This window comes from Pseudescherichia vulneris, from assembly GCF_902164725.1.
Taxonomy (GTDB): Bacteria; Pseudomonadota; Gammaproteobacteria; order Enterobacterales; family Enterobacteriaceae; genus Pseudescherichia; species Pseudescherichia vulneris.
On record NZ_LR607338.1, the window covers coordinates 2,008,127 to 2,022,346 of the forward strand.

Consider the following 14,220-nt stretch of genomic DNA (forward strand, 5'->3'; position numbering starts at 1 on the left):
TTGACGACTGAGCAAAGAATGAATAGCGTGGAGGAACGTAACCTTCCATTAAGGGGAAGGTCAGGGGGAACCATGAACATTAGCGATGTAGCAAAAAAGACAGGCCTAACCAGCAAGGCGATCCGCTTCTATGAAGAGAAGGGGCTGGTGACGCCGCCGCTGCGCAGCGAGAACGGCTATCGCAGCTACACACAGCAGCATCTGGATGAGTTGACCCTGCTGCGCCAGGCGCGGCAGGTGGGGTTTAATCTGGAGGAGTGCGGCGAGCTGGTCACCCTGTTTAACGATCCGGCCCGGCACAGTGCTGATGTGAAAGCCTATACGCTGCAAAAGGTGGCGGAGATTGAGCGTCATATCGTGGAGCTACAGGCGATGCGCGACCAGCTGCTGAGCCTGGCAAATGCCTGTCCAGGCGACGACGGTGCCGACTGCCCGATAATCGATAACCTCTCCGGCTGCTGCCACCGGCATTCAGCTAAAGAGAGCTAGCGCGCTCTGATGCGCAGGGTAATGCCCTCAACCGCCACTACTTCCACCGGCGTACCGGCAGGCAGATCGTCGTCGGCGCTCACCGGCCAGGTGCTGTCGCCGACGCGCATATGACCGCGGCCATTGACCAGAGCCGTGTCGAGGGTAAAGTGTTTGCCCACCAGCTGGACACCACGCTGGTTAAGCGCCGCGTCGGCAGGCTTCTGCTCGCGCACGCGGCGGGCCAACCAGCGCCACCACAGCCATGCTGCCAGCAGGGTGAGCAGGGCAAACAGCGCGCCCTGCCACTCCCAGCCGAACGGCAGCAGCCAGACCAGCAAGCCCGTCACCACCGCCGCCACACCGCTCCAAAGCAGATAGCCGTTGCCGCCCAGCATCTCGGCTGCCAACAGCAGGCCGCCGAGGCTTAGCCAGAGGAGGTGAGGGTGCTGAAGCAGGCTGTCGATCATACGCTTTTCCGCTCGCTGGCGCTCTCTTTCACCAGCTCGGCGATCCCAGCGATAGAGCCCATCAGGCTGCTCGCCTCCAGCGGCATCAGCACCACCTTACTGTTAGCGGATGAGCCGATATGCTGTAGCGCTTCGGTATATTTCTGCGCGACGAAGTAGTTCACCGCCTGAATATCCCCGGCGGCAATGGCCTCGGAGACCATCTGAGTAGCACGCGCTTCTGCCTCTGCCGAACGTTCACGCGCTTCGGCCTGCAAAAACGCTGACTGGCGCTCACCCTCGGCCTTGAGGATCTTCGACTGCTTCTCCCCTTCAGCTTTGACGATCTGCGCCTGGCGGATCCCCTCCGCTTCCAGAATGTAGGCGCGCTTGGTTCGCTCGGCCTTCATCTGGGCGTTCATGGAGGAGATAAGCTCAGCGGGCGGGCGCACATCGCGGATCTCAATGCGCGTCACCTTTATGCCCCAAGGATTGGTCGCCTCATCAACGATATGCAGCAGACGAGTGTTGATGTTATCGCGCTGGGAGAGCATCTCATCCAGCTCCATCGACCCTAAAACGGTACGGATGTTGGTCATCGTCAGGTTGATGATGGCCAGCTCAAGATTGCTCACCTCATAGGCCGCTTTTGGGGCGTCGATCACCTGGATAAAGCACACCGCATCGATGGTGACGTTGGCGTTATCCTTGGAGATCACCTCCTGAGAAGGGATATCTAACACCTGTTCCATCATATTGATTTTGCGGCCAATTCGATCCATAAACGGCACAACCAGGCTCAGGCCCGGCTGTAGTGATTTGGTATAACGCCCGAAGCGTTCCACGGTCCATTGATAGCCCTGCGGCACAATTTTCACGCCCGCGCCGACAATCACCAGCGCGACGAAAATAAGTACCGGGATCACGATAAGCATTTACACCCTCCCTGCCGCAGTAGCGGTCAATCAATAAAGCAGTGAATAGAGCTTGCGACGATAGGACGTGGCCAGCGCGTCCCCGGTGCCCAGCGCGGCAAGGATCTCCTGTAGCATCTTGCGCGCCTCGCCGTTAGCGGCGGAGAGATCCTTGCGCAGGTGGCTAAACAGCAGCTCCAGCGCCTCTTCGTTACGCCCAACCTGATGCAGCTGCAACGCCAGCTGCGTTGCCAGCTCGGCATTCTCCGGGGAGAGTTCAACCTGCTGCTGCAGGAGCTGGATCTCCGGGGTATCGGCGGCTTTTTTTAGCAGATCGATCTGCGCAACAAGGCCCTGATAGCGGGTATCCTGATCCTGCAGCGGAATGGTGTTTAGCACCGCTTCCGCTTCGTCGGTACGGTTAAGGACGATCAGCGTCTCGGCCAGCAGCAGACCGAACTCGCCATTCTGGTTTGAGAGTTGCCAGGCCTCTTTCGCCAGCGGCAGCGCCTCGGCATAGTTGCCTTCCTGAGCCAGGGCCATCGCCTGCTGAGCTTTCAGCTCCTCGGGGCGGGGCAGGACCTTCTCTAACAGAGCGCGGATCGCCTCTTCCGGCTGCGGACCCTGGAAGCCGTCTACCGGCTGGCCGTTCTGGAAAAGATAGACGGTCGGGATCGCCCGCAGGCCAAACTGTGAAGCCACCATCTGCTCGGCATCGCAGTCTACCTTCGCCAGAATAAACTGTCCGCTATACTGCGCGGCCAGCGACTCCAGCACCGGGGTCAGCTGCTGGCAGTGCTGGCTGCGATCGGACCAGAAGTAGAAAAGCACCGGAATGTTGACCGACTGCTCTAGCGTCTGTTGGAGGTTCGCTTCGGTAATAGTGACAATATTCTGTACGGACATAGCTAATTCTCTGTTTTTACGTTTATCTTTACATGGGGTTGAGAGGCGGAGCCTTCAACTCATCCGCGCAAAATTTTATCCATCGCCCGCCCCGGCAGCAGGCGCTTCAACCAGCAGACGGCGTGGGTGACCAGCGTCACCGGATAGCGTAGCTTTGGACGCTTGCTCTCAAAAGCATGGCGCACTTTTGCCACCACCGCCTCTGGGCCGAGGGTAAACCGTGCGGCAATGCCAGGATTTTCTACCGGGTTATCCTGCTGGGTCTGGTTGACGTTTTTGGTAAAGCGCGTGCGGATCGGGCCAGGCTCGATCAGGCTTACCTGAATACCGCTGTGGCGCAGCTCCATGCGCAGGGCATCTGACCACGCCTCAAGGGCATATTTACTCGCCGCATAGGCTCCGCGTCCCGCCGTTGAGATCAGCCCCATCACCGAGGAGGTCATGACAATCCGCCCCTCGCCATGAGGGATCATTGCCGGCAGCAGGCGTAGGGTCAGCTGGTGCGTGCCAAAAAAGTTGGTAGAGAACTGCTGCTCCATCTGTTCGCGGCTGATGGTAGCCAGCGGGCCGTAAACGCCGTAGCCCGCGTTGTTAAAAATGCCGTAGAGGCGGTTGTCGGTCCGCGCGATAATCTCATCGGCGGCGCGATCGACGCTCTCCGGTGAGTCGAGATCCAGCAGGATGCCGGTGAAGCCCATCCCGTTCATGCGTGAGACATCATCTGGTTTGCGGCAGGCGGCGAGGATATGAAAACCCTGGCGCTTAAGCTCAACCGCTGCTTCCAGACCGATTCCGCTGGAACATCCTGTTATTAAGACCGATTTTTGCATAACTTTACCCGTAGGCGTCCCCGATTATTTATGAGTCATGGTTAACTGTCATGGTTAACTAAAGGTGCGAGGCGCGTGGCCATCCAGTCGGCGATAAACGGCTGGGCATCCAGATTAGGGTGAATGCCATCGTCCTGCATCCACTGCGGCTTGAGATAGACCTCCTCCATAAAGAAGGGGAGCAGCGGCACGTTGAACTCTTTCGCCAGCGCGGGGTAGATGGCGCTAAAGGTCTCCGTATAGCGACGACCAAAGTTGGGCGGCAGGCGGATCTGCATCAGCAGCGGCTGCGCGTTAGCGTCCTTAATGGTCTGCAAAATTTTACGCAGGGTCTGCTCAGTCTGCTGGGGGGCGAAGCCCCGCAGGCCGTCGTTGCCCCCAAGCTCCACCAGTACCCAGCGCGGCTGGTGCTGCTTCAATAGCGCGGGCAGACGAGAAAGCCCCTGCTGCGAGGTATCGCCGCTTATACTGGCATTAACCACCGACGGCGTCTGCTGCCACTTAGTGTTAAGCAGCGCAGGCCAGGCCGAATTGGCCGCCATGCGGTACCCGGCGCTCAGGCTGTCACCGAGAACCAACAGCGTGTCAGCGGCTGCGGCACGGAAGGTAAACAGAAGCATAAACAGGAAGGGCAAATGCCAGCGGAAAACATTGTTGAAGTTCATTATCTTAAGAAGTCCGTCGGTCAGGGGGAACATGAGCTTTCCATCCTCACCGGAGTTGAGCTGGTTGTCAAACCGGCGCAGACGATTGCCCTGATCGGCGAGTCGGGTTCCGGCAAGTCTACCCTGCTGGCGATCCTCGCCGGGCTGGACGACGGCAGCAGCGGGGAGGTCAACCTGCTGGGCCAGCCGCTGCACAGTATGGATGAAGAGGCGCGGGCGGCGCTGCGGGCGAAAAACGTCGGCTTTGTCTTTCAGTCCTTTATGCTGATCCCCACCCTGAACGCGCTGGAGAACGTTGAGCTACCGGCGCTGCTGCGCGGTGAGAACGGTCGCCAGAGCCGGGAGAATGCCAAAGCGCTGCTGACCGAGCTCGGTCTTGGCAAGCGGCTGGATCATCTTCCCGCCCAGCTCTCCGGCGGCGAGCAGCAGCGCGTGGCGCTGGCCCGCGCCTTCAACGGCCGCCCCGGCGTGCTGTTTGCCGATGAGCCCACCGGCAACCTTGATCGACAGACCGGGGATAAGATCGCCGATCTGCTCTTCTCGATGAACCAGCAGTATGGCACCACGCTGATCCTGGTTACGCACGATCCGCAGCTGGCGGCCCGCTGCGACCGTCGCCTACGGCTGGTCAACGGCGAACTGCGGGAGGAAGCATGATTGCCCGCTGGTTCTGGCGCGAATGGCGTTCGCCGTCGCTGCTGATCGTCTGGCTGGCCCTCAGCCTCGCCGTGGCCTGCGTGCTGGCGCTGGGCAACATCAGCGATCGCATGGAGAAAGGGTTGAGTCAGCAGAGCCGCGACTTTATGGCGGGCGACCGGGCGCTGCGCAGCTCGCGCGCGATCCCCCCGGCGTGGCTGGAGGAGGCGCGCAAGCGCGGTCTGAAGGTGGGGGAGCAGCTGACCTTCGCCACCATGACCTTTGCTGGCGATACGCCGCAGCTGGCTAACGTCAAGGCCGTGGATGCTATCTATCCCATGTATGGCGAACTGCAAACCAATCCGCCGGGGCTCAAGCCGCAGGCGGGAACGGTGCTGCTCGCCCCGCGTCTGATGGCGCTGCTGGAGTTGAAAACCGGCGACTATATCGACGTGGGCGACGCCCGGCTGCGGATCGCGGGCGAGGTGGTGCAGGAGCCGGACGCCGGGTTTAACCCCTTCCAGATGGCTCCCCGCCTGATGATGAACATTGCCGACGTAGAGGCAACTGATGCGGTACAGCCCGGCAGCCGCGTGATGTGGCGCATCAAGTTTGGTGGTACGCCGCAGCAGCTGGAAGCTTATGAAAAGTGGCTCCTGCCACAGCTTAAGCCGGAGCAGCGCTGGTATGGCCTGGAGCAGGACGAGGGCGCGCTGGGGAAATCCCTGGAGCGCTCGCAGCAGTTCTTGCTGCTGTCGGCCCTGCTGACCCTGCTGCTGGCGATCGCCGCCGTAGCGGTGGCGATGAACCATTACTGCCGTAGCCGCTACGATCTGGTGGCGATCCTGAAAACGCTGGGGGCAGGGCGCGCCCAGCTGCAAAGGCTGATCGTCGGCCAGTGGCTGCTGGTGCTGGCGCTGGCGACGGTAACCGGGGGCGCTATCGGCCTGCTGTTTGAGCAGGTGCTGATGATCCTCCTCAAGCCGGTGCTGCCTGCTGCGTTGCCGCCTGCCAGCCTCTGGCCATGGCTGTGGGCGACGGGAGCGATGCTGGTGATCTCCCTGCTGGTGGGGCTGCGGCCCTATCGTCTGCTGCTGGCGACCGCGCCGATACGCGTCCTGCGGCGTGATGCGGTGGCCAACGTCTGGCCGCTTAAGCTCTATCTGCCCATTGTTGCCGCCGTGGCTATCGCGCTGCTGGCCTGGCTGATGGGCGGTAGCATGCTGCTGTGGGCCGTATTGGCGGGCGCGGTGGTGCTGGCTCTGCTCTGTGGGCTGGTGGGCTGGATGCTGCTCAATGTCCTCAAGCGGCTGACTCTGAAGTCGCTTGCGCTGCGGCTGGCGGTCAACCGACTGCTGCGTCAGCCATGGTCGACCCTGAGCCAGCTCTCGGCGTTCTCGCTTTCATTCATGCTGCTGGCGATGCTGCTGGTGCTGCGTGGCGATCTGCTCGATCGCTGGCAGCAGCAGCTTCCTGCCGAGAGTCCCAACTACTTCCTGATTAATATCGCTTCCGAGCAGGTGACGCCGCTGAAGACGTTTCTTGCCGAACATCAGATCGTTCCGGAGTCGTTCTACCCTATCGTGCGGGCGCGCCTGACCCAGATTAACGGCCAGACCACCGAGGGAAATAAGGAAGAGGCGCTGAACCGGGAGTTGAACCTCACCTGGCAGGCGAACCAGCCGGATCACAACCCGCTCACCGCAGGCAGCTGGCCGCCGAAGGCGGGGGAGGTGTCAATGGAGCAGGGGCTGGCAGAGCGGCTTAAGATCCGTCTTGGCGATAGCGTTACCTTTATGGGCGATACCCAGGACTTCACGGCCAGGGTGACCAGCCTGCGTAAGGTCGACTGGGAGAGCCTGCGGCCGAACTTCTTCTTCATCTTCCCGCCCGGCGCGCTGGATAACCAGCCCCAGAGCTGGCTGACCAGCTTCCGCTGGGAGAACGGCAACGGCATGCTGACCCAGCTTAACCGGGCGTTTCCTACAGTGAGCCTGCTGGATATCGGGGCGATCTTAAAGCAGGTCGGCCAGGTGCTGGGGCAGGTGAGCCGTGCGCTGGAGGTGATGGTGGTGCTGGTGACGCTCTGCGGCATTCTGCTGCTGCTGGCTCAGGTGCAGGTTGGCATGCGCCAGCGGCATCAGGAGCTGGTGGTCTACCGTACGCTGGGGGCGGGTAAACGTCTGCTGCGCACGACCCTGTGGTGCGAGTTCGCGCTGCTGGGCTTTGTCGCCGGGCTGGTGGCAGCCATCGGCGCGGAGACGGCGCTGGCGGTATTGCAGACGCGGGTATTTGATTTCCCGTGGCAGCCCGACTGGCGGCTGTGGCTGACGCTACCGCTCTGTGGCGCGCTGCTGCTCTCGATCTGCGGCGGCTGGCTGGGCACTCGGTTATTAAAGGGCAAAGCGCTGTTCCGCCAGTTTGCAGGGTAATTTACTCTTTTATGCGTGCCGGGAATTATCTCGGCGCGCAACTTTTCCCCTCGATGATTATTCACCAACTTGATGTTTTGACAGCACAAAACCACAAAAAAGCCGCAACACCCCCACATTAATAAACGATATTATTTGCTTGCTAAATAGTTAGCTGTCTATTCATCAAGGAAATAGTCTCATGGCTATAAAAATAAAAGCGCTGGCAATCACGATCGGCGCAGCAGTGGCAGTCACCTCTTTTACTACTCAGGCAGAGATTACACTTTTAAAGCAGGACCCAGCCGCAGGTGATGCGCTGAGCCGCCTCAACTTTGCCGTTGGCGGCAGTATTCGCCCCCAGTTCAACAATATGACCGGCGATGGTGACAAAGGCTCTTACAAACGCAACGGTTTCGACGGCGGCACGCGTTTCCGTTTCGCAGCGGATTACTACCTGTTTGATGACATCAACTGGACCAACTATTACGAAGTGGGCGTGAATATTCCAGCCGTATTTGACTGGGATAACCATTACGCCAAAGGGGCAGATGATACCAGCCGCCGCATGCTCTATACCGGCTTTAAAAGTAAGACCTGGGGCGTGCTGACCTTTGGCCAGCAGAACAGCGTCTACTACGACGTGATCGGGGCCAAAACCGATATCTGGGATTACGACATGATTGGCCAGGCACCGGGCAACGGTATCAACGGCGATTATGATGGCTCCTACCGTTCACGCAAGATGCTGAAGTATAAGAAGACCGTGGGCGATGCTGATATCTACGCCTCTTATCTGTTTAACGACAACTATAACCCGATGAACGGCCTGCGCTATGAGCGCACCGGCGGCGGCTCGCTGGGTCTCGACTACCGTCTGACCTCCGATCTTACCTTGGGGACGGCATGGAACTACACGCGGGCAAAAATCTACAATCCGCATAACAGCGACAGCAAAACCTGGGATCAAAACATTGTTGGTACGGCGCTAAGCTGGTCGCCGGATCGCTGGACAATCTCCGTGGGTGGCGGCTGGTATCAGAACTTTATGACTACCAAAAAAGTTTCTATCGACCACTACTTCGCTGGTGACGCGTGGGGGATTGAGTACTTTGCCGGTTACAAAATCCCGGTGGGCCAGTATGCGCTTAAATCCGTGCAGCCCTACGTGATGGGCGATCGTATTGAATACCTGAATGGCCGCGACTACCTGCGCACCGATAACGGCGTTGGGGTCACCTTCCAGCTGGATTACGGCTTCCGCGTTGATTATGAGCACGTCTTTACCTCTAGCACTGACAATCTGGGCGATATGAACCTGGTGCGTCTGCGCTACGACTTCTAATAAGCGTCTTGTCCCCGGCGGCGCGTGCGTTTGCCGGGGCACTGCTATCTATATGAAATTTTTTCAATTACCGCCGGGCCAGGTTTATGCCATCTTAACGCTCTGCGTTATGCATAAATTGTCAAAAAAGCGCGCCGCTTAGTCCGGTGCGTCATACAGCAAACACAATACACTTTGGGAGAATCTATGGGACGTCGTCTCAGCTTTCGTGCCAGCGTTGCTGCACTGCTTTTGGCCTGTGGTCTACCGTTTGCCCACGCCAGCGATCCGCAAACCATCACCTTCGGCGTCGCGCCGGGTCCCTACGGCGATATGGTCAAGCAGGCCATTGCCCCTTCGCTGAAGGAGAAGGGCTATAAGGTCGTGGTGCGTGAGTTTAGCGACTACGTTCAGCCGAACATGGCGCTCTCTAACGGTAGCATCGATGCCAACCTGTTCCAGCACTCGCTCTACTTAGACAAGTTCGCGGCCGATAAAGGGCTGAAGCTCACCAAGCTGATTGTCGTTCCCACGGCGGGCATGGGCCTCTACTCCCACAAGGTTACCAGCGTCGATCAGCTGAAGAAGGGCGATATCGTTACCCTGTCCAACGATCCCACTAACCTGGCGCGCGGCCTGCGTTTCTTGCAGGCGATGCAGCTGATCACCATCAAAGAGAATATCGATCCGACCAAAGCCTCCGAGCGCGATATCGCCAGCAACCCGAAAGGGCTGGTGTTTAAACCGCTGGAAGCGGCGCAGCTGCCGCGTACGTTGGATAGTGCCAGCGCCGCGCTGGTAAACGGTAACTTTGCCATTGCCGCTGGCCTGAAGCTCTCCTCCGCCCTTAAGCAGGAGCAGCTGGACGAGAACCTGAAAAACGTTATCGCGGTGCGTACCGAAGATGCCAATAAGCCGTTCGCCAAAGACATTGTGGCTGCGGTGCAGTCTCCGGCCTACCGGGCGGTGATAGACGATCCGAAGAACATCTTCAACGCCTTCCAGAAACCAGAGTGGATGCATGATTGAGCTCAATAACGTCTGCGTCGATTTTCTCGCAGGCAAGGGGTCCACGACCCGGGCGGTGGACGATGTCAGCCTGCATATCACGGCAGGGGAGATTTTTGGCATCGTTGGCACCAGCGGCGCAGGGAAAAGTACCCTGCTGCGCACCCTGAATGCGCTCCAGCGCCCCAGCCAGGGCGAGGTGAAGGTTAACGGCGTGGCGATCTCCACGCTGGAAGGCGTCACGCTGCGCAAGGCACGCCAGCGCATCGGCATGATCTTCCAGCACTTTAATCTGATGCACACCCGCACCGTGGCGCAGAACGTCGCGTTCAGCCTGAAGGCGGCGGGGTGGGCCAGCGGTGAGATCGCGCCCCGGGTTAAAGAGATCCTGGAGCTGGTAGGCCTTGCCGATAAAGCAGGCCGCTTTCCGGCGCAGCTGAGCGGCGGGCAGAAGCAGCGGGTGGGGATCGCCCGCGCGATTGCCAATCATCCTGACGTGTTGCTTTGCGACGAGCCGACCTCGGCGCTGGATCTGGAGACCTCCGCGACGATCCTTGCCCTATTGAAAGAGATCAATGCCCGGCTGGGGATCACCATCGTGCTGATCACCCATGAGATGAACGTGATCAAATCGATCTGCGACCGGGTGGCGGTGATGTCCGCAGGCAAGGTGGTTGAGCTGGGCGAGGTGTTTGATATCTTCGCCCACCCGCAGCATCCATTTACCCAGCAGCTGGTTTCGCACACCTTGAATCTGACTCTGCCAAAGCGGCTACAGCAGGATCTGCCGGGGCAGCTGGTGAAAATTCTGTTCATCGGCGATTCAGCCGAGCAGCCGGTGCTCTCTGAGGTGGCGGTGATGTTTGGCGTGGCGGTGAATATTCTGCATGGCAAAATTGAGTATCTTGGCGAGCGGGCGCTAGGGATCCTGGTGGTGCGCTTAACCGCCGCCGATAATCCGACCGCGGTCGAGGCCGCCGTCAACCATATCCGTCAGCGTACAGCCCAGGTGGAGGTGCTTCGTGGATGATTTACTGGCCGATCTGAGCCTGGCCTTTGGCGAAACCTTCCAGATGCTGAGCATCTCAACGGTGCTGGCTATCGTCGGCGGCCTGCCGCTCGGCTTTCTGATCTTCGTGACCGATCGGCATCTCTTCTGGCAGAACCGCGCGGTGTATCTCATCAGCTCCGTGCTGGTGAACATTATCCGCTCCGTGCCTTTTGTGATCCTGCTGGTGCTGCTCCTGCCGCTTACGCAGTTCCTGCTCGGCAACACCATCGGGCCAATTGCGGCCTCGGTACCGCTCTCGGTTGCCGCCATCGCCTTCTATGCCCGACTGGTAGACAGCGCGTTGCGCGAGGTGGATAAAGGAATTATCGAGGCCGCCGAAGCTTTTGGTGCCAGCCCGCTGCGTATCATCTGCACCGTGCTGCTGCCGGAGGCCAGCGCGGGCCTGCTGCGCGGTCTGACTATCACCCTGGTAAGCCTGATCGGCTACTCGGCGATGGCCGGGATCGTCGGCGGTGGTGGGGTAGGGGATCTGGCGATCCGCTACGGCTACTACCGCTATGAGACGCAGGTGATGGTGGTCACCGTGGTGGCGCTGATTATTCTGGTGCAGGTGGTGCAGATGCTGGGGGACTGGCTGGCCGCACGGGCCGACAAGCGGGGCCGCCGCTGACTAAGCGTTTTGCAACCAGCCGTTGACCTCCTGCCACGAGCCGCGAAAGACAATCTTCGCGGCTTTCTTGTCTAACTGATAGCGGTACATCGGATCGTAATACTCCTTCAGTAACGGCACCAGCCAGGCATCATGGCCGCCGGTATCGCCCCGCTGCTGCTGGATCGCCAGGGCACTGTCAAGGTGCGCGCTGAGTTCGGCAAAACGCTGCAATCCCAGACGGCGACGAATGGCGAACAGCCCGTGGTGCAGGTATTCTGCATAGTTCTGCCAGCCCGCCTCCTCGCCATGTGCTGCGGTAAAATCGCGCTGCATACGCACGAAGTACTCGTTATGCAGACGCGCCACGCGCAGGTCAAACGGATCGTCCACCACCGCGATAGGCGACTCCGTCATGCGCGCATACAGGCATCCCGGCAAATGGTTGCCGCCGATTGTCCGGCCTTCATCTTCCAGCACCAGGCGCGCCGCGTCGCGTTTAAGCAGTTCTACCGCCAGCGCATTTTCAAAGCTTGCCTGCGAACGCTGTGCCTGCAGCGTGCGGCCAAATGACGATCCACGATGGCGAGCCAGATCTTCCAGATCGATGCCGTCAGAATGCTGGCGCACCAGATCGGTTTTACCGCTGCCGGTGCAGCCGCCGATCAGGATCAGCGGACGCTGAACGCGCTGCTCCGTGGCTATTATTGCCGCCTGACGCAGTGCTTTATAGCCGCCATGAATTAACGGATAGTCAATGCCTGCCTCGCGCAGCCACTGCTGTGTAATATGCGAACGCTGGCCGCCACGGGCGCAGCACAGATAGCCATCGGGATGACGCAGACAGGCATGACGCCATGATTGAATGCGCTGTTCGCGCGTCATGCCAGACACCAGTTGATGCCCGAGCTTTAACGCGGCCTCAGGGCCCTGGCGTTTATAGCAGGTGCCGACCGCCGCACGCTCTTCGTCGTTCATCAACGGGAGATTGATTGCCGAAGGCATTGCGCCTTGGGCAAATTCAACCGGGGCGCGCACATCCAGCAGGGGGGTATCAGCGGTAAGGATCGCGCAATAATCCATGCCTTCGCTCATGGGACTTCCTTCTGCACATCAAAGAGCAACGTTGTACGTCAGATCGCGCTATTTTACGCGCTAATTTGTGCGGTGGGAGCAAAAAAATGATACGGGGAGCAGTACGACCGGGTTGCACTTGCGCTTACCCGGTCTACATGACAAAAAAGCGGAAACGCTTAACCGAGCTTCGCGCACGCCCATGCGATACCGCTGGCATACTCCGGCGGTAATAGTGGGACGATCGCTTCCAGGGTTGCGCTCAGGCGGTCGGTATCGCTGTCGTTGAGGTTCAGGTGTCCCACCTTACGGCCAGCGCGCACCTCTTTGTCGTACCAGTGCAGATGCACCAGCGGCAGCTTCAGCCAGTCGTAGTTGAGATCGCTGCCAATCAGGTTGATCATCACCGACGGGGCATTGACCACCGGCTTCGGCAGCGGCAGGTCGGTAATCGCGCGCAGGTGCAGTTCAAACTGGCTGATCGACGCGCCGTTTTGCGTCCAGTGGCCGCTGTTGTGCACCCGCGGAGCCAGCTCGTTAATCAGCAGGCCGCCAGGGGTCACAAAGCACTCCATCGCCATCACGCCAACGTAGCCCAGCTCTGCCATGATCGCGCCCAGCATCGCTTCGGCCTGCGCCTGCTGCTCTGCGTCGGCCAGCGGGAAAGCCACGCTGGTGCGCAGAATGCCGTCCTGATGCAGGTTATGGGTCAGGGGATAGAATACGGTGCTGCCATCGTGGCCGCGTGCGCCGACCAGCGACACTTCACCGCTAAAGTTGATCCCCTGCTCAACGATGCACTCCCCGTAGCACTCCGCTGGCAGCGTCTCGGTTTCACCGGCGCGCAGACGCCACTGGCCGCGGCCGTCGTAGCCGCCCACCCGGCGCTTAACAATCGCCAGCTCACCCAGAGAGTCAAACACCGCAGGCCACTCGTCGGCGCTGGCCAGCAGCTGCCACGGCGCGGTCGCCAACGAGAGACGATCGAAGAGCTGCTTCTGAGTTAAACGGTCGGCAATAATTGGAAAGACGTCGCGATTAACAAACGCCGGATGACGCGCCAGCTCGCGGGTTAACGCCGTTTCCGGCCAGCGCTCGATCTCGGCGGTGATCACGCTCTGCGCAAAGGGGACGGCTTCCGGCTCGTCGTCCAGCCCCACCGGCCAGACGGCGATGCCCAGCGGCTCACCCGCCTGACGCAGCATTCGGCCTAGCTGGCCGTTGCCGAGGACGCATACCTGCTTCATGCTGCACCTCGTGGATCCGGGTTATCCAGCACCTCGTCGGTCTGGGCTTTACGCCACTCTGCCAGACGCTGATGCAGATCGCGATCGTGGGTTGCAAGGATCTGCGCAGCCAGCAGCGCCGCGTTGGCGGCACCGGCTTTACCAATTGCCAGCGTGCCGACGGGAATACCGCGCGGCATCTGAACGATAGAGTAGAGGCTATCGACGCCGCTGAGCGCCGCGCTCTGCACCGGTACGCCCAGCACCGGCACCAGGGTTTTGGCTGCGATCATGCCCGGCAGATGCGCCGCGCCGCCAGCACCGGCAATAATCACCTGATAGCCATTCTGCTCTGCGCCTTCGGCAAAGCTGAACAGTTTATCCGGAGTGCGATGGGCGGAAACGACTTCAACATGGTGGGGAACGTGCAGGATGTCGAGGACTTCAGCGGCGAACTGCATGGTTGCCCAGTCACTTTTGGACCCCATCACGATGGCGATACGTACCGGATTATTGCTCGAAGACATGCGTCTAAAAACTCCTGTGGATGTGCGGCATAGCGCGTAACAGGGCACAGAGAATAGCATGGAAATCAGGCAAGGAAAACGGTTGCGCGGCTAACGTTGCGGGTAAAATGGTTAAGTGATT

The 14,220-nt window shown here is 59.9% G+C and carries 15 protein-coding genes; 7 read left to right on the forward strand and 8 right to left on the reverse strand.

All coding sequences use genetic code 11. The annotated features are described in order from the left end of the window. Positions 1–72: 72 nt before the first annotated feature. Positions 73–489 (forward strand): Cu(I)-responsive transcriptional regulator, encoded by a 417-nt coding sequence (gene cueR, locus FN633_RS08580; RefSeq protein WP_154057423.1) that lies wholly within the window; start codon positions 73–75, stop codon positions 487–489. On the opposite strand, the gene FN633_RS08585 is transcribed toward cueR, so the two are convergent. Genes FN633_RS08585 through tesA form a run of 5 tightly spaced genes read right to left on the reverse strand, consistent with a single transcriptional unit; the run spans position 486 to position 4,232 of the window. Further along, a complete protein-coding gene (locus FN633_RS08585; RefSeq protein ID WP_042391700.1) occupies positions 486–938 on the reverse strand; it encodes an NfeD family protein in 453 nt (150 codons plus the stop codon). The two genes, cueR and FN633_RS08585, sit on opposite strands and share 4 nt — an antisense overlap. Beyond that, positions 935–1,852: an SPFH domain-containing protein gene (locus FN633_RS08590; protein ID WP_042391702.1), complete on the reverse strand. Its 918-nt coding sequence runs from the start codon at positions 1,850–1,852 to the stop codon at positions 935–937. The genes FN633_RS08585 and FN633_RS08590 overlap by 4 nt, the downstream gene beginning before the upstream one ends. 30 nt (positions 1,853–1,882) lie before the next feature. Further along, positions 1,883–2,737 (reverse strand): thioredoxin family protein, encoded by an 855-nt coding sequence (locus tag FN633_RS08595; protein ID WP_154057424.1) that lies wholly within the window; start codon positions 2,735–2,737, stop codon positions 1,883–1,885. 59 nt (positions 2,738–2,796) lie between these two features. Next, positions 2,797–3,567, reverse strand: coding sequence for an SDR family oxidoreductase (locus FN633_RS08600; RefSeq protein ID WP_154057425.1), 771 nt, complete (start codon positions 3,565–3,567; stop codon positions 2,797–2,799). Positions 3,568–3,608: 41 nt separating this feature from the next. After that, positions 3,609–4,232, reverse strand: coding sequence for a multifunctional acyl-CoA thioesterase I/protease I/lysophospholipase L1 (gene tesA, locus FN633_RS08605; protein WP_154057426.1), 624 nt, complete (start codon positions 4,230–4,232; stop codon positions 3,609–3,611). Here tesA and ybbA point away from each other — a divergent pair. The 6 genes from ybbA to FN633_RS08635 all read left to right on the forward strand — a co-directional run bounded on the left by ybbA (position 4,203) and on the right by FN633_RS08635 (position 11,293). Beyond that, on the forward strand, positions 4,203–4,889 hold the full coding sequence (gene ybbA, locus FN633_RS08610; RefSeq protein ID WP_154057427.1) for a putative ABC transporter ATP-binding protein YbbA: 687 nt from the start codon (positions 4,203–4,205) through the stop codon (positions 4,887–4,889). The genes tesA and ybbA overlap by 30 nt on opposite strands. Beyond that, complete coding sequence (gene ybbP, locus FN633_RS08615; RefSeq protein WP_154057428.1) at positions 4,886–7,300, forward strand: putative ABC transporter permease subunit YbbP; 2,415 nt, start codon at positions 4,886–4,888, stop codon at positions 7,298–7,300. Before ybbA ends, ybbP begins: the two co-directional genes overlap by 4 nt. A gap of 181 nt (positions 7,301–7,481) precedes the next feature. Then, on the forward strand, positions 7,482–8,624 hold the full coding sequence (locus FN633_RS08620) for a porin (RefSeq protein ID WP_154057429.1): 1,143 nt from the start codon (positions 7,482–7,484) through the stop codon (positions 8,622–8,624). Positions 8,625–8,810: 186 nt separating this feature from the next. After that, positions 8,811–9,632, forward strand: a complete 822-nt coding sequence (locus FN633_RS08625; protein ID WP_154057430.1) for a MetQ/NlpA family ABC transporter substrate-binding protein — start codon at positions 8,811–8,813, stop codon at positions 9,630–9,632. Next, positions 9,625–10,641 (forward strand): virulence-associated ABC transporter ATP-binding protein SfbB, encoded by a 1,017-nt coding sequence (gene sfbB / locus FN633_RS08630; protein ID WP_154057431.1) that lies wholly within the window; start codon positions 9,625–9,627, stop codon positions 10,639–10,641. The genes FN633_RS08625 and sfbB overlap by 8 nt, the downstream gene beginning before the upstream one ends. Beyond that, positions 10,634–11,293, forward strand: a complete 660-nt coding sequence (locus tag FN633_RS08635) for a methionine ABC transporter permease (protein ID WP_042391721.1) — start codon at positions 10,634–10,636, stop codon at positions 11,291–11,293. Before sfbB ends, FN633_RS08635 begins: the two co-directional genes overlap by 8 nt. Here FN633_RS08635 and mnmH read toward each other — a convergent pair whose 3' ends face one another. The 3 genes from mnmH to purE form a co-directional block, all read right to left on the reverse strand. Beyond that, complete coding sequence (gene mnmH / locus FN633_RS08640; RefSeq protein ID WP_154057432.1) at positions 11,294–12,367, reverse strand: tRNA 2-selenouridine(34) synthase MnmH; 1,074 nt, start codon at positions 12,365–12,367, stop codon at positions 11,294–11,296. A 158-nt stretch (positions 12,368–12,525) separates the two neighbouring features. Then, positions 12,526–13,593 carry a 5-(carboxyamino)imidazole ribonucleotide synthase gene (gene purK, locus FN633_RS08645; RefSeq protein WP_154057433.1) on the reverse strand — a complete coding sequence of 356 codons (1,068 nt, stop codon included), beginning with the start codon at positions 13,591–13,593 and terminating at the stop codon, positions 12,526–12,528. Continuing rightward, positions 13,590–14,099, reverse strand: coding sequence for a 5-(carboxyamino)imidazole ribonucleotide mutase (gene purE / locus FN633_RS08650; protein ID WP_042391726.1), 510 nt, complete (start codon positions 14,097–14,099; stop codon positions 13,590–13,592). The genes purK and purE overlap by 4 nt, the downstream gene beginning before the upstream one ends. Positions 14,100–14,220 lie beyond the last annotated feature (121 nt).

Coding starts and splice junctions, on each gene's coding strand:
- cueR (WP_154057423.1), top strand. CDS start 73: ATGAACATTAGCGATGTAGCAAAAAAGACAGGCCTAACCAGCAAGGCG.
- FN633_RS08585 (WP_042391700.1), bottom strand. CDS start 938: ATGATCGACAGCCTGCTTCAGCACCCTCACCTCCTCTGGCTAAGCCTC.
- FN633_RS08590 (WP_042391702.1), bottom strand. CDS start 1,852: ATGCTTATCGTGATCCCGGTACTTATTTTCGTCGCGCTGGTGATTGTC.
- FN633_RS08595 (WP_154057424.1), bottom strand. CDS start 2,737: ATGTCCGTACAGAATATTGTCACTATTACCGAAGCGAACCTCCAACAG.
- FN633_RS08600 (WP_154057425.1), bottom strand. CDS start 3,567: ATGCAAAAATCGGTCTTAATAACAGGATGTTCCAGCGGAATCGGTCTG.
- ybbA (WP_154057427.1), top strand. CDS start 4,203: ATGCCAGCGGAAAACATTGTTGAAGTTCATTATCTTAAGAAGTCCGTC.
- tesA (WP_154057426.1), bottom strand. CDS start 4,232: ATGAACTTCAACAATGTTTTCCGCTGGCATTTGCCCTTCCTGTTTATG.
- ybbP (WP_154057428.1), top strand. CDS start 4,886: ATGATTGCCCGCTGGTTCTGGCGCGAATGGCGTTCGCCGTCGCTGCTG.
- FN633_RS08620 (WP_154057429.1), top strand. CDS start 7,482: ATGGCTATAAAAATAAAAGCGCTGGCAATCACGATCGGCGCAGCAGTG.
- FN633_RS08625 (WP_154057430.1), top strand. CDS start 8,811: ATGGGACGTCGTCTCAGCTTTCGTGCCAGCGTTGCTGCACTGCTTTTG.
- sfbB (WP_154057431.1), top strand. CDS start 9,625: ATGATTGAGCTCAATAACGTCTGCGTCGATTTTCTCGCAGGCAAGGGG.
- mnmH (WP_154057432.1), bottom strand. CDS start 12,367: ATGAGCGAAGGCATGGATTATTGCGCGATCCTTACCGCTGATACCCCC.
- purK (WP_154057433.1), bottom strand. CDS start 13,593: ATGAAGCAGGTATGCGTCCTCGGCAACGGCCAGCTAGGCCGAATGCTG.
- purE (WP_042391726.1), bottom strand. CDS start 14,099: ATGTCTTCGAGCAATAATCCGGTACGTATCGCCATCGTGATGGGGTCC.